Genomic DNA, 13,149 nt, shown 5'->3' with positions numbered 1-13,149 from the left:
GTCACGCGGCTCGTGGGTGCTCACACCCCCGAGGTGGGCGCGTCCTTTCCGACGACGGGGATGGGGATGCGTCGTGCCTGCCTGTCGAGCGGCAGGAGGGCCGGCTCGGTGGACTTCGCGCCGCTGTCTCGCGAGGTGTCGAGCGCCTGCGCCAGCGCGGCCACCGTGGGCCGCTCGAAGAGGGTGCGCAGCGGGAGCTCCACCCCGGCCGCGGCGGACAGCCGGGACACGATGCGGGTGGCCAGCAACGAGTGGCCGCCCAGGTCGAAGAAGTCATCGAGCACGCCGACGCGCTGAAGCTCCAGGACCTCGCCCCACACGCGCGCCACCAGGGCCTCGGTGGCGGTGCGGGGCGCAACCGGCTCCGCGCGTGCCCGGGCGAGCGCATCCCGACTCACGGCGGGAAGCGCACGGCGGTCCAGCTTCCCGTGCGAGGTCCTGGGCAGTGACTCCAGCGGAATGAACGCGGCGGGGACCATGTACTCCGGCAGCGCTCGCCGGAGCGCTCCCCGCAGGTTCGCCGGGTCGACCGTCTGCCCCTCCTTGGGGACGACATATGCGAGCAGGCGCGCGCCATCGGTGCCGGCGCGCTCGGCCACCACCGCGGCGGCCTGCACCTCGGGTCGGCTCAACAGGGCCGCTTCGACCTCCGCGGGCTCAATCCGGTAGCCGCGGACCTTCACCATCTCGTCCGCGCGTCCCACGAAGCACAGGTCGCCCTCGCGCTGACGGCGCACCACGTCGCCGGTGCGGTACATGCGCGCGCCGGGCTCGGTGGAGAAGGGGTCCGGCAGGAAGCGCTCCCCGGTGAGGTCCGGCCGTCGGTGATAGCCGCGCGAGACACACGCGCCCCCCAGGTACAGCTCACCCGGGACGCCGAACGGGACGTGCTCCAGGTTCGCGTCCAGGACATACGTGCGGACCCGAGGCAGTGACCTGCCGATGGGCGGCGTGACCTGGAGGTCCTCGGAGCACAGCGCGCAGGTGCTCCAGATGGAGCCCTCGGTGGGACCGTAGACGTTGAACAGTCGCCGTCCACGCCCCCAGCGCGTCACCAGCTCCAGGGGACAGGCCTCTCCGCCCACCACCATCATCCGCAGCTCGGGAAGCTCCGCCCAGGGCAGCGCCGCCAGCGAGGAAGGGGGCAGCGTGACAGCGTGGATGCGCTGCTCCTTCAGCAGCTCCAACAGCGGGGCTCCAGGCAGCAGCGCCTTCGTCGGCGCCAGATAGAGCGTCCCACCCGAGCGCAGCGCCATCAGCAGCTCGAACAGCGAGACATCGAAGGTCCACGCGGAGAACTGGAGGATGCGGGCCGAGGGCGGCAGATCGAAGAGGCGCTGCTCGGCCTCGGCCGCGTTGCACACGGTGCGGTGGGCCACCGCCACGCCCTTGGGCCGCCCCGTGGAGCCGGAGGTGTAGATAACATATGCCAGGTTGTCCGGTGTGGCCTGGGGACGCAGGTCGCTCGGGTCCTCTTCCTCCAGCGCGCCCCAGAGCGTGTCCACCGTGAGCCGTGTTCCCGGGAAGGGAGGCAACCGCTCGCACAGCGCCTCCTCCGTCACGAGGAGCCGCGCTCCCGAGTCCTCCAGCACATACGCCATGCGGTCCTGCGGATGTGCCGGGTCCAGCGGGACGTAGACACCCCCGGCCTTCCAGAGGGCCAGCACGACGACGACCAGGTCCGGTGAGCGCTCCAGGCACACGCTCACGGGGACCTCCGGGCCAACGCCCAGCGCACGCAGGCGTCGCGCCAGCTGGTTCGACCGTGCATTGAGCTGGCCATACGTCAGCGTGCGTCCAGGGGACTCCAGCGCGAGCGCCTCCGGGCGGAGCCTCGCCTGTCGCTCACAGAGCTGATGGAGCAGCTCGAAGTCCGGCGCGTCGCCTTCGTCGCGAGGGACGTCGTGTGCCTCGCCATGCGGGCTCATCGAGAGCCGCGAGATGCTCCGCTCCGGATGGGACGCCGCGCTCGCCAGGAGGGCCTGGAGGTTCTCCGCGAGGCTCACCAGGGTGGGCGCGTCGAACAGGCTGGTGTTGTACTCCAGGGCCATGAGCAGCCCGCCGTCCGTCGTCTCCATGGCGCACACGGTGAGGTCGAACTTCGACGTCCCGGCGCTGAACTGCGGCGCGGCGAAGCGGGTGCTCGCCTCCAGGTTCGCCTGCGCGTTCTGCAGGATGAACATCACCTGGAAGAGCGGGTTGTGGGACAGGTTGCGCTCGGGCTGGAGCTCCTCCACCAGGCGGTCGAAGGGGAGCTCCTGATGCGCGAAGGCCTCCAGCGTCACGTCCCGTACGCGGGCCACCAGCTCACGGAAGGTCGGGTCCCCCGACAGGTCCGCGCGCAGGACCAGCGTGTTGACGAAGAAGCCGATCATCCCCTCCGTCTCCACCCGGGTCCGATTGGCGATGGGCGCGCCCACCACCACGTCCGTCTGTCGGCTGTAGCGCTGGAGCAGCACATCCACCGCCGCCAGCAGCGTCATGAAGAGCGTGGCGTTGAGCTCGCGGCCCACGGCGCGAAGCCCCTCCACCGTGGAGGCTTGAATCGGGAAGGTGTACGTGGCGCCTCGGAACACCTGCACCGGAGGGCGCGGCCGGTCCGTGGGCAGGTCCAGCAGGGTGGGCATCCCCGCCAGCCGCTGCTTCCAGTAGGAGAGGTGCCGTCGCAGCACGTCGCCGCGCAGCCAGTCGCGCTGCCACACCGCGAAGTCCGCGTACTGGATGGGAAGCTCCGGGAGCGGTGATGGCTGGCCGGCGCTGAACGCGGCATACAGCGCGGAGACCTCGCGCGCGAGCACGCCCATCGACCAGCCATCCGAGACGATGTGGTGCATGCCCAGCACCAGCACGTGGTCGTCCTCGGCCAGTCGGAAGAGGGTGGCGCGCAGCGGTGGCTCCTCGGTCAGGCGGAAGGGGCGGTGGGCCTCGATGGCGGTGCGTCGCGCGGCCTCCGCTTCTCGCTGCTCGGGGGGAAGCTCGCTCAGGTCGACCACCGGCAACGTGAGCGCGCGGTGCGCCGCCACGCGCTGGGTCGGCTCCCCGTCCTGGAGGACGAACGTGGTCCGGAGCACCTCGTGACGGCGCACCACCTCGTTCAGCGCCTCCTCCAGCCTGGAGGGCCAGAGCAGGCCCCGGAAGCGCGTGGCGAGCGGCAGGTTGTAGAACGGATTGCCCGGCTCCAACTGCTCCAGGAACCACAGCCGCTGCTGCGTGAAGGACAGCGGGGGTGGGCCGGAGTCCCCGGGGCGCCTCGGGATGCGGTCCGGCGCGGCGGTGGGCCTGAGCAGGCGACGCTCCAGCAGGGCGCGTTTCTCGGGCGAGAGGTTGGCGATGCGCTCGCCGACGCGCTGGCTCATCTCACGTGCTCCACTTCTCCGGACAGGCCATCCACCTGGCGCGGGTCCTCGAAGAACCGCTCCATCACCTCGGCCACGAGCGCGGGCCGGTCATAGAGGCAGTAGTGCGTCCCGGCGTGGACCTCCAGGTAGCGTCCGTCGGCAAAGCGCCGAGCCACTTCACAGGCCGCCGCGGACGAGGCCACCCGGTCCAGCTCACCTCCCAACAGCAGCACGGGCGCGCGGACCTCCCGGGCCCGGGCCCGGACGTCATAGGCCCAGAAGTCGATGAGCTGCCGGGCGTAGTCGAGCGTCGACGCCTCCGTCCGGAACGGCGCCAGCACCTCCGTCTCGAGGTCCCGGTTCATCCGGGTGAGGACCTCGGTGGAGTCGGGCGGGTGCGCGCTCGCGCGGGTCCGCAGGGAGTTCGTCACCGAGGACACCATCGCAGGGCGCCGGTCGAGCATCCGGAACAGCGGCTCCAGCGTCTCCTCGTAGTCGGTGTCCAGCTCCTTCGGGCCGCCGTCGCACTTGAACGACGGATTGAGGAACACCGACGAGACGACGGCGTCCGGGTGCCGGAGGCTGAACTCCACCGCCACCGAGGCGCCGGTGCACCAGCCCACCAGGTGGCAGCGGGAGACACCCTCCGCGTTGAGCACCGCCTCCAGGTCCTTCACCTGGTCCTCGAGGAGCAGAGGGCGCGTCGCTTCCCGTGGCTCCCAGAGCAGGACGCGGCGTCCCTTGGAGAGCAGACGCTCCACCAGCCGCGCCCAGTAGCGCAGGCCCTGTCCCAGCGCATTGAGGATGACCACCGGGGGCTCCCCCATGCCTCCGGAGAGGCACGTCAGCTCCGAGTCGCCACCGACGGCCACTGTCGAGCGTCGCAGCGAGGACCAGAGCGTGTCGACCCGCCGCCGCCGCTCCGCGTGGGCCACGTCCTGGGCCTTCCTCACGGCGCGGAACATCGAGCGCCAGGCCCTGGGCTCCATCGTCAGCGCTCGCGGCTCCACGCCCGCGAAGGCGTAGAGCTCCTCGGAGCCCCGAGGTGGTGACACGTGCAGGTGTCGCTCGAAGTCCCGGAGCCGCAGCTGGAACAGCCGGTCCACGGGCGCCAGGGATTCATGCGGACCGACGGCGAGCAGGCTCAGCCCATACTCCAGGCCCAGGTGCTCGCAGAGCTCCGCGAAGGGAAGGGGCACGGGCGCGACGAGGTCGAGGACGCGGCCTCGAGTGTCGGGACGGCTCGCCAGTCCGCGCGACAGCTTCACGGCGTGGTGGACCGGCAGGACGCTCGGTTGCGCGTCGATGGGGGCGCGCACCCGCAGCGCGTGGTGGTCGAAGTACCCGGGGGCACGCTCCTCGACCTCGTGCTTCAGCGTGTGCAGGGCCGAGAGCAGCGGCAGCAGCCCTTCACTCCAGCCCGTGCCTTCCTCGGAGGGCACGCCCAGCAGGAGCCCCGGGCGGAACAGCCGCCAGGGGATGTCCCGTGCCCCGCACGGCCCCGCGAGCTGACGCTCCAGCTCCTCCGTCGACACGGAGGGTTGGCTCACCAGGTTCAGCTCGCCGATGCGCGAGCGCGGCAACACCTCCAGGGCCGCCGACGACAGACACCACAGCTCGTCCACCGGCGCGTCCCACGCCCCTGGAACGACCCAGCGCAGGCGCGCGGCCAGCAGCTCCTCGCGGACGCCCTCCGACATCGTCGGCGCGAGGTGTCTCGCGGCGTGACGGATGGCCTCCAGGGGCCCCGTGCGGGCTCCCTGGAGCGGCGGGCTCGACACCCCACAATGAACGAGCTCTCCCGGCTCCCGGGGCGACAACAACGCGTCCGCCACCAGGTGGCTGCCGAGGAGGCTCTCCACTCCGAACATCAGCACCGTGCGGCTCACGGAGCGCGCTCGGGCTACTTCGGGGGAGCGGGGGGCGGCGTGGGCTTCCTGCTGGGATCCGGCTCGATGCGCTCAGCACCTCCCGAGGGCGTGTCGCTCTTCCCCAGCACCCCCGGGTCGTTCAGCCAATAGCCATACATGGCGATGTGATGAAAGGTCTGCGACCAGGCCATCAGCGCAATCGAGTCCAGGGCATGGACATCCGTGTTGGCCATGACCTTCTCGACCGCGGATTTGTAATCCTTCAATGCATTCAGATAACGCTGGGTGAGGTCGACGTCCTTCCAGGCGTCGTCGATCCGCTGGCGATGCTCCGCGTGGGCCGTGGCGTAATCCTTGCCACCGTCCCAGGGTTGCTGCGCGGCCATGAAGACCCGCCGCTGGGCCTCGTTCGAGGACCCTCCCAGTTCGAGCATGAATGCGTTGTAGGCGGACTCCAATTGCTTGTAGACGGAGTCCGCGGAAGCCCCAGGCCGCCCATTCGCCATGAGTCCCTCCCGGAAAGTTGGAGGATGCTATTGTAAAGGATTGTCACGGTCAATGCGTCGCCAGGGGTGGAGTGTCTTCTTTTGGAGAGAGCAGCCATGGAGTCATTGATTGCTCGGTTGCGGCAGTCCATCGGACCGGAGTCTGTCTTGACGGGGGTGGATGCCACCCGGCGGATGGCGCCGGGGAGCCGGTCATCCGTGCTGTTGCTGCCCCGTGACACCGAGGACGTGAGCCGGGTGCTCGCGCTGTGTCATCAGGCCCGTCGGCCCGTGGTCGCGCAGGGGGGGCTGACGGGGCTGGTGCACGGCGCCGTGTGCGGGGCGGAGGAGGTGGCGCTCGCGTTCGACCGGATGCGGCGCATCGAGGAGGTGGATGTCCTCAATCGCTGCCTGACGGCGCAGGCCGGAGTGCCGTTGCAGGCGGCGCAGGAGGCGGCGGAGGAGGTGGGGTTGATGGTGCCCGTGGACCTGGGGGCTCGCGGCAGCGCCACCGTGGGAGGCACCGTGGCCACGAACGCGGGCGGCACGCGCGTGCTGCGCTTCGGGATGATGCGGGAGGCGGTGCTGGGCCTGGAGGCGGTGCTGGCTGACGGCACCGTGGTGGACTCGCGCGGGAAGATGCTCAAGAACAACGCGGGCTATGACCTGAAGCACCTGTTCATCGGCTCGGAGGGCACGCTGGGGCTGGTGACGCGGGTGGTGCTGCGGCTGCGGCCCATGCCCAGGGGGCACCACACGGCGCTGGTGGCGGTGGACGGCTTCGAGCGCCTGGCCCGCTTCCTCGGGGTGATGGAGGCGGGACTCCAGGGCGAGCTCACCTCGTTCGAGGTGATGTGGCGCTCGTTCTACGACTTGATGACCACGCCTCCCTCGCGCGGCCGGCCCATCCTCCCCGCGGGGTGTGAGTACTACGTGCTGGTGGAGACGATGGGGCCCCGGGCGGAGGAGGGCGACGAGACGCTGCTGTCGGCCCTGGCCCAGGCGGAGTCGCAGGGGCTCCTCGCCCACTCGGCGGTGGCCACCAGCGCCGCGCAGCGCCGCGAGATGTGGAGCCTGCGCGAGGAGCTGGACCCGCTCAAGCGCACCGGCCCCGTCTTCTCCTACGACGTCAGCCTGCCCCTCGACGCGATGGAGGACTATGTCGCGCGGGTGAAGGCGCGGCTCGCGGAGCGCTTCGGCGCCGCGCACCACTGCCATGTCTTCGGACACCTCGCGGATGGGAACCTGCACCTGTCCATCCGCGCGGGAGGCTCGGACGCGCACGGCGACGTCGACGACATCGTCTATGGGACGCTGGAGCGGCAGACGAGCTCGGTCTCCGCGGAGCACGGAATCGGGCTGCTCAAGAAGGGGCACCTGTGGCGCTCGCGGAGCGAGGCCGAGCTGGCCGTGATGCGCGTGCTCAAGCAGGCCCTGGACCCGCATGGCATCCTCAATCCGGGCAAGGTGTTCGAGCTCCACCGCCCGGAGTGAGCGGGCGCGTCAGGGATTCGGGACGGAGGCGAGCGCCTCCGCCAGCAGCTCGCGGGCCGCCAGCGGCCCCACGGTGATTCGCACGAGCTGACCGAAGGGCTCCGAGGGATGGCGCACGAGGATGTCCTTCTCGTCCAGCCAGCGCGCGACCGCTCGGGCCCGCGTGGTGCCGCCGAAGTCGAAGCTCACGAAGTTGGCGGAGCTGGGGAGCACTGTCGCGCCCACGCGCCGGGCCAGCTCGGCGTAGTGCTCCCGTCCCTCGCGCGTCGCGCCAATCACCTGGCCCAGGAAGTCGACATCCCGCCAGGCCGCCAGCGCCAGCTCCTGGGAGAGCTGACTCACCGCGAAGTGCTGACGGATGCGGTCCAGCGTCGACACCTGCTCGGGAGACGCGAGCGCATAGCCCACGCGCGCGGCCGCCAGGCCATGGGCCTTGGAGAACGTGCGCAGCCGCACCAGGTTGGGGCGGCTGCGCGTGAAGGGGAGCACGCTGCCCGGGTCCGCGAACTCGACGTAGGCCTCGTCGAGCAGCAGCAGGCACTCCTCGGGGAGCTGGTCCAGCAGCCGCTCCAGCTCCGCGGGGCCATGGTGCGTGCCCGTGGGGTTGTCCGGATTGGCCAGATACAGCAGCTTCGCGCGCTGTCGTCGCGCGGCGTCGACCAGCGCGTCCAGGTCGTTCCATCCGGCGCGGGTGTACGGCACGTGGACCAGTCGCCCGCCACAGCCGCGCACGTAGTAGTCGAAGCTGGGGTAGCCGCCGAGCGAGGTCACCGCGGTGTCGCCCGGGTCCAGGTAGGCCCGCGAGAAGAGGCCGAGCAGCCCTTCGATTCCCTCCGCCACCACCACGTGCTCGTGCGTCAAGCCCCGGCCCTGGGCGATCGCCGTCCGCAGCTCGAACTGCGCGGGGTCCGAGTAGTAGGGCAGCTCACCGCCGCGCGTGGCCAGCACCCGCGAGACGGCGGGGGACACGCCGAACAGACACTCGTTGGCGCCCAGCCGGACCCGGTAGGGGCGCCCCCGCTTGCGCTCCAGCTCCCGCCGCCCCGGGAACGGCTGCGACAGGTTCAGCGAGGCCACCAGATGGGAGAAGGAGGGAGGCATCGTCAGTCCTTGATCATCCCAACGAGGATGCGGCGCTGGCCCCGGTACTGGCGGCGGCCGTGCATGGCCAGGACGTTGTCGAGCAGCAGCACGTCACCGCGCTCCCAACGCAGGGGGACCTCCGACTGCTCGAGCACGTCCCAGACGTGCTCCGCGTCCTCGGCGGACACGCGGGTGCCGTCGCGGTGGAAGCAGTGGTCCATCAGCTCCGGCGTCTCGGCCATCTGTCGCCGCAGGTCCGCCGCGTCCGCGGAGCGGCCATCGCGCAGCGCCCAGCGCACCATGCACTCCGGCATGTGGTAGTGGACCTGGTTCGCCCAGACGCGCTCCCCGGTGCGCGGGTGGGCCTTGAAGGCGGGGAGCACCTGCTGCCACAGCAGCATGGACTCGTCCGGGCGCCACTCCACCTTCCATTCCTTCTCGCGCGCGATGCGCTCCACCTCGTCCCGGTCCGTGGTGAGGAACACCTGGTTCCAGGGACGGGGGATGCTGTTCTCCTCGCCGGTGGACGGGCTGCGCAGGGCGCGCCGCACGCCGACCCCCTGGGCGTCGAACCGCGCGCGCACGCCCGCGTCCAGCCGCTCGGTCACCTTCCGCGCGTCGGCCAGCGGCGTCTCGCCCATCTCGTCGGGGGGCACCTCGCAGAACAGCGCCAGCGCGTCGGGGCGGCTGGCCTGGTAGGCCATCTCCTGATGCAGCGCGAGCGAGTGCGTCCCCGGCAGTCCGGACGCCGTGGTGACGCGGCCGTGGACGACCTTGCGCGGCGCCGTGCCGCCCACGTACTCCATCAAGTCATTGGCGATGGCGCCCAGCACGTCCGCGAAGGCCGGCGCGGAGTCCAGCGCCTGGAAGCCGCGCACCAGCACCGCGCCATGTCTGTCCCGGGCGGCGTTGAGCGCGCCCTTGTGCTCGCGCAGCCAGTCCACCATCTGCTCGCGCGAGGCGTCCTGTCCCTGGGTGATGCGCCAGACCCGGGGCAGCGGCTCGTCACCCACGAAGGTCTCCTCGAAACGAATCACCGTGCGCCTCCTCGACTCGATGGAACCTTCTCCAGCAGGTGACGCAGCGCGGGCGGGTCCTCCTCCAGGAGGTCCTTCTGGATCCACGCCACGTTCTCGAAGTGGTCGCCGAAGGTCGCCACGCCCGGCAGCAGGGCCATGGGCCGGAAGCCCGCCTGCAGACAGCCGGAGATGCTGACCACGTTCTTCTCGAACGCCAGCGACACCAACGAGCGCAGCCCGCGCTTGCGGGCCTCGGATACCAGACACGCCAGGAGCAGGCCGCCGATGCCGCTCGCGCGATGCGTCTCGTCCACGTACGCGGAGATCTCCGCGATGCCCGGGTAGGACGGCCGGACGGCGAAGGGGATGAGCGAACACCAGCCCTGCACGTCACCGGACGGGGTCTCGTAGACCCACGCGCCGAAGGGCGCCTGGAAGCGCTTGAGCCACGCGACGCGGTCCTCGGCGGTGACGGGCTTGTTCACCGGGACGGCGTAGATGCCCGGCTTCATCGCCTGGTTGTAGATGCGCGCCAGCGCGGGCGCGTCTCGCTCCTCGGCGGGCCTCATCATGTCAGCGTCCTCTGGAAGACGAGGGTGTCACGCCACTCGGCGCCCACGGGCACCACGCCCTTGAGCCAGCCCACGTTGCGGAAGCCCTGGCGCACACACCACGCGATGAGGAACGCGGGCGTGGGCTGCACGAGCACCACCAGCGCCCGCAGCTCCAGCGCGCGTGCCCGGGCCAGCGCGTGCTGCGCCAGCTCCCGGCCGATGCCATGGCGGCGCTTGGGCTCATCGACGAAGAGCGCCACCTCCGCGATGGTGTCGTAGATGTCGCGTTGCGTGTGGCTGGTCAGGGCACCCCAGCCCGCCAGCTCGCCCGGCGTGTCCTCCCACACCCAGGACTCCAGCGGCCGGGGCCCGCCGGAGAGCCGCGCCCCCAGCTGGTCGGCGGTCAGCTCCGCCGGTCCCCAGGTGGAGCCACCTCGCGCAATCTCCGCGTTGCAGATGCGGACCGCGGCGGGCAGGTCGGTGGGCTCCAGTCGTCGAATCGCTCCCATGCCATCCTCCTCCCGCTAGCTCTGACCGACGAGGGGCAGCTGCTCCTTCTGCCAGAGCTCACGGGTGGCCTTGCGTCGTATCTTCCCGCTGGTGGTGCGCGGTATTGCCCCGGAGGTCGTGAGCAGCACTTTGTAGGTGGTGAGCTCATGCTCGTGGACCACCGCGCGTCGCACCGCGCCGACGACGTCCGCCACGTCCAGGCCGGCGACCTGGTCCTCGCGCACCTCGCACGCGATGACCAGCTGCTCCTGCTCCCGCGAGCCCGCCAGCGTGAAGGCGGCCGAGTGTCCCCGGCGGATCGCGGGGTGGCTCTTCTCCGCCGTCAGCTCCAGGTCCTGGGGGTAGAAGTTGGAGCCCCGGATGATGAGGATGTCCTTGAGACGACCGGTGATGAACAGCTCGCCGGTGTCGTCCATGCAACCCAGGTCCCCGGTGCGCAGCCACGTGGCGCCGTCCTCGCCGACGATGCGGGCCTCGAAGATCTCCCGCGTGGCGTCCGCTTTCTGCCAGTACCCGTGCGCGACGTTGGGGCCGTGCACCCAGATCTCCCCCACGTGCCCGGGGGGGAGCCGCTGGTGCGAGTCGGGCGCGACGATGGCCAGCTTCTCGCCGGTGAGGGCCCTGCCGCAGCCGACCAGGTCCTGCGAGCGCTCACCGGGCGCGGGCGCCAGCGCGCGATCCTTCTGCAGTGACTCACGCCCCACGTTCCACAGCCGGGGCGGACTGCCGCGCTTGCCCACGGAGATTTGAAGGGTGGCCTCCGCCATGCCGTAGGTGGGGCGCGGCGAGAAGCGGGGGAGGCCGTGGGCGGCGAAGACCTCCGCGAAGCGGGTGATGGTGCTGGCGCGCACGGGCTCGGCGCCGTTGAGCGCCAGCTCCCAGCACGACAGGTCCGTGCCCTTCATCCGCTCCGCGTCGTACTTCTCCAGGCACAGGTCGTAGGCGAAGTTCGGCGCGATGGCCATCTCCGCTCGGTACGTGCTGATGGCGCGAGGCCACGACAGCGGATGCGCGACGAAGGCCTGGGGCGACATCAGCACGCACTGCGCACCGACGTACGCGCCCTGGAGGGCGTTAAAGATGAGCCCCATGTCGTGGTACATCGGAATCCACCCGACGCGCGTCGCGTGGCGCCACAGGTCGCCGCCCTGGCTGATCATCTCCACGTTCGCGCACAGGTTGCCGTGGCTGACCATCACGCCCTTGGGCGCCGACGTGGACCCGGACGTGTACTGCAGGAGTGTGATGGCGTTCGGGTCCGGCTCCCTCACCGCGAGCGGCGGCCCGCTGTCGTCGGTGGCGTTCGCATCCACGCCCAGCCACTCCATGCTCCGGGCGGCGGGCACCTGCGCGTAGGCGGCGCTCACGGCCTCGCGGGCCGCGGCGGTGGTGAGGCCGAGCCTGGGCGCGCAGTCCTCGACGATGGAGATGCTGGAGTCGCGCAGGCGCATCTGGCGCGGGAGGATGGTGGGCACCGCCACGATGCCCGCGTACTGGCAGGCGAAGAAGGCGACGAGGAACTCCAGGCCCGGAGGGAAGGCGAGGAGCGCGCGCTCACCGGGGCCCGCCTTCGCGGCCATCACCCTGGCGAGCGCGGTGGCGCGTCGGTCCAGCTCCGCGTACGTCAGGACGGCGGCCTCCTCCCCGCGCTCTCCCAGGAAGACGTAGGCGCGGTCCTCGGGGTGGTCGGAGGCATGGGTGCGCAGCGCGGTGACGAGGGAGGGGTAGCGGGTCTGCATGGAAGCCTCGCGCAAGCAGGTCGTGGGGAACGGGGGACTCAGCCCGGCATCCGGGCGCCAGCGGTGGGCTCGGCGGCGGGCTCGTCGAGCGCCTCCAGGCGCTGGATGCGGCCGGCGATGCGCTCTGCGTCCGGGCGCTTCACGTCCCAGACGAGCCCCACCGCCTCCATGACGCGGATGATCCAATAGCCCGGGTCCAGCTGGTACCAGCGGAACCCGAAGTTGGCCGAGTCCGGGAACGCGTGGTGGTTGTTGTGCCAGCCCTCGCCCCAGGTGATGAGGCCGAAGAGCGCGTTGTTGTGGCTGTGGTTGTCCTTCATCTTGAACATCCGCGTGCCGAACATGTGCGTCAGCGAGTTGAGCGCGGACACCTGCTGGGCCACAACGAACTGGCGCACCACGCCGCCCCACAAGAAGCCGGTGAGCGCACCCAGCCAGCTCTGCGTCAGCGCGCCGGCGATGACGCCGGGCAGGACGAGCCCCAGCACCGCCCAGCGCAGGTAGCCCCGGTCCGCCTTCATGATGGCCTTGTCGGCCAGCAGGTCCGGCACGTAGTGCACCACGTTGGGGTACTCGTGCTTGAGCATCCAGCTGAAGTGCGAGTACCAGAGGCCCTTGAGGCGCAGGCGCCACGTCTGGCCGAACAGGTTGGGCGAGTGCACGTCGCCCTCGTGGTCCGCCAGCTCGTGGTGGCGCCGGTGCTGCGACGTCCAGGTGATCATGGAGCTGCGCGCCGCCATGCAGCCGAAGACGGTGAGCAGCACGCGCACGGGCGTGCTCGTCTTGAAGGCGCGATGGGTGAACAGCCGGTGGAAGCCGATGCTGACCGAGAAGCCCGTCAGCGCCCACATCACCGCGAACAGGGTGAGGTCCAGGGCCGTGGGCGGCCGGACGGTGAAGGCGAGCCACAGCGCGCCCACGGTGCCCAGCGTGGGGAGGATGTCGAAGAGGATGAAGTGGCGGCGCTGCAGCTTGTGCAGATACGGGCTGCTCACCGCCTTCTTGTCCCGCTTGCCTGCGACCTGCTCGACGTGGGCCATGGGGCTCCTCCGCGTG

General features: G+C 70.8%; 10 protein-coding genes. 1 reads left to right on the top strand and 9 read right to left on the bottom strand.

Features of this window, described 5'->3' with window-relative positions; genetic code table 11:
- Nucleotides 1-20: 20 nt before the first annotated feature.
- The 3 genes from VZQ01_RS42085 to VZQ01_RS42075 are packed head-to-tail and all read right to left on the bottom strand — an operon-like array spanning nt 21 to nt 5,715.
- Entirely contained in the window at nt 21-3,356 is a 3,336-nt protein-coding gene (locus tag VZQ01_RS42085; RefSeq protein ID WP_426746468.1) for a non-ribosomal peptide synthetase, read from the bottom strand.
- A complete protein-coding gene (locus VZQ01_RS42080; protein WP_426746467.1) occupies nt 3,353-5,227 on the bottom strand; it encodes an alpha/beta fold hydrolase in 1,875 nt (624 codons plus the stop codon). The genes VZQ01_RS42085 and VZQ01_RS42080 overlap by 4 nt, the downstream gene beginning before the upstream one ends.
- 14 nt (nt 5,228-5,241) lie before the next feature.
- The gene (locus tag VZQ01_RS42075) at nt 5,242-5,715 is read right to left on the bottom strand and encodes a hypothetical protein (RefSeq protein WP_223748738.1); all 474 of its coding nucleotides are present in this window, start codon (nt 5,713-5,715) and stop codon (nt 5,242-5,244) included.
- A 198-nt stretch (nt 5,716-5,913) separates the two neighbouring features.
- On the opposite strand from VZQ01_RS42075, the gene VZQ01_RS42070 reads away from it, so the two are divergent.
- Complete coding sequence (locus VZQ01_RS42070; RefSeq protein ID WP_426746466.1) at nt 5,914-7,188, top strand: FAD-binding oxidoreductase; 1,275 nt, start codon at nt 5,914-5,916, stop codon at nt 7,186-7,188.
- Between the two features lie 9 nt (nt 7,189-7,197).
- Here VZQ01_RS42070 and VZQ01_RS42065 read toward each other — a convergent pair whose 3' ends face one another.
- The 6 genes from VZQ01_RS42065 to VZQ01_RS42040 are packed head-to-tail and all read right to left on the bottom strand — an operon-like array spanning nt 7,198 to nt 13,133.
- On the bottom strand, nt 7,198-8,289 hold the full coding sequence (locus tag VZQ01_RS42065) for an aminotransferase class I/II-fold pyridoxal phosphate-dependent enzyme (protein WP_223748736.1): 1,092 nt from the start codon (nt 8,287-8,289) through the stop codon (nt 7,198-7,200).
- A gap of 2 nt (nt 8,290-8,291) precedes the next feature.
- The gene (locus VZQ01_RS42060; RefSeq protein ID WP_141323952.1) at nt 8,292-9,308 is read right to left on the bottom strand and encodes a TauD/TfdA family dioxygenase; all 1,017 of its coding nucleotides are present in this window, start codon (nt 9,306-9,308) and stop codon (nt 8,292-8,294) included.
- Nucleotides 9,305-9,862: a GNAT family N-acetyltransferase gene (locus VZQ01_RS42055; protein ID WP_141323953.1), complete on the bottom strand. Its 558-nt coding sequence runs from the start codon at nt 9,860-9,862 to the stop codon at nt 9,305-9,307. Before VZQ01_RS42055 ends, VZQ01_RS42060 begins: the two co-directional genes overlap by 4 nt.
- Nucleotides 9,859-10,353, bottom strand: a complete 495-nt coding sequence (locus VZQ01_RS42050) for a GNAT family N-acetyltransferase (RefSeq protein WP_223748735.1) — start codon at nt 10,351-10,353, stop codon at nt 9,859-9,861. Before VZQ01_RS42050 ends, VZQ01_RS42055 begins: the two co-directional genes overlap by 4 nt.
- Nucleotides 10,354-10,368: 15 nt before the next feature.
- Nucleotides 10,369-12,093 (bottom strand): fatty acyl-AMP ligase, encoded by a 1,725-nt coding sequence (locus tag VZQ01_RS42045; RefSeq protein ID WP_426746465.1) that lies wholly within the window; start codon nt 12,091-12,093, stop codon nt 10,369-10,371.
- A 38-nt stretch (nt 12,094-12,131) separates the two neighbouring features.
- A complete protein-coding gene (locus VZQ01_RS42040; protein WP_141323956.1) occupies nt 12,132-13,133 on the bottom strand; it encodes an acyl-CoA desaturase in 1,002 nt (333 codons plus the stop codon).
- Nucleotides 13,134-13,149: the final 16 nt, after the last annotated feature.

Source organism: Myxococcus faecalis, from assembly GCF_050039385.1.
Classification (GTDB): Bacteria; Myxococcota; Myxococcia; order Myxococcales; family Myxococcaceae; genus Myxococcus; species Myxococcus fulvus.
Note: the sequence above shows the minus strand (reverse complement) of the source record. Positions and strands in the feature narration are given on the sequence as shown.

Excerpts from the sequence above, each read along its gene's own strand:
- VZQ01_RS42075 (WP_223748738.1), bottom strand. The coding sequence starts at position 5,715 with ATGGCGAATGGGCGGCCTGGGGCTTCCGCGGACTCCGTCTACAAGCAA.
- VZQ01_RS42065 (WP_223748736.1), bottom strand. The coding sequence starts at position 8,289 with ATGCCTCCCTCCTTCTCCCATCTGGTGGCCTCGCTGAACCTGTCGCAG.
- VZQ01_RS42050 (WP_223748735.1), bottom strand. The coding sequence starts at position 10,353 with ATGGGAGCGATTCGACGACTGGAGCCCACCGACCTGCCCGCCGCGGTC.
- VZQ01_RS42055 (WP_141323953.1), bottom strand. The coding sequence starts at position 9,862 with ATGATGAGGCCCGCCGAGGAGCGAGACGCGCCCGCGCTGGCGCGCATC.
- VZQ01_RS42040 (WP_141323956.1), bottom strand. The coding sequence starts at position 13,133 with ATGGCCCACGTCGAGCAGGTCGCAGGCAAGCGGGACAAGAAGGCGGTG.
- VZQ01_RS42045 (WP_426746465.1), bottom strand. The coding sequence starts at position 12,093 with ATGCAGACCCGCTACCCCTCCCTCGTCACCGCGCTGCGCACCCATGCC.
- VZQ01_RS42085 (WP_426746468.1), bottom strand. The coding sequence starts at position 3,356 with ATGAGCCAGCGCGTCGGCGAGCGCATCGCCAACCTCTCGCCCGAGAAA.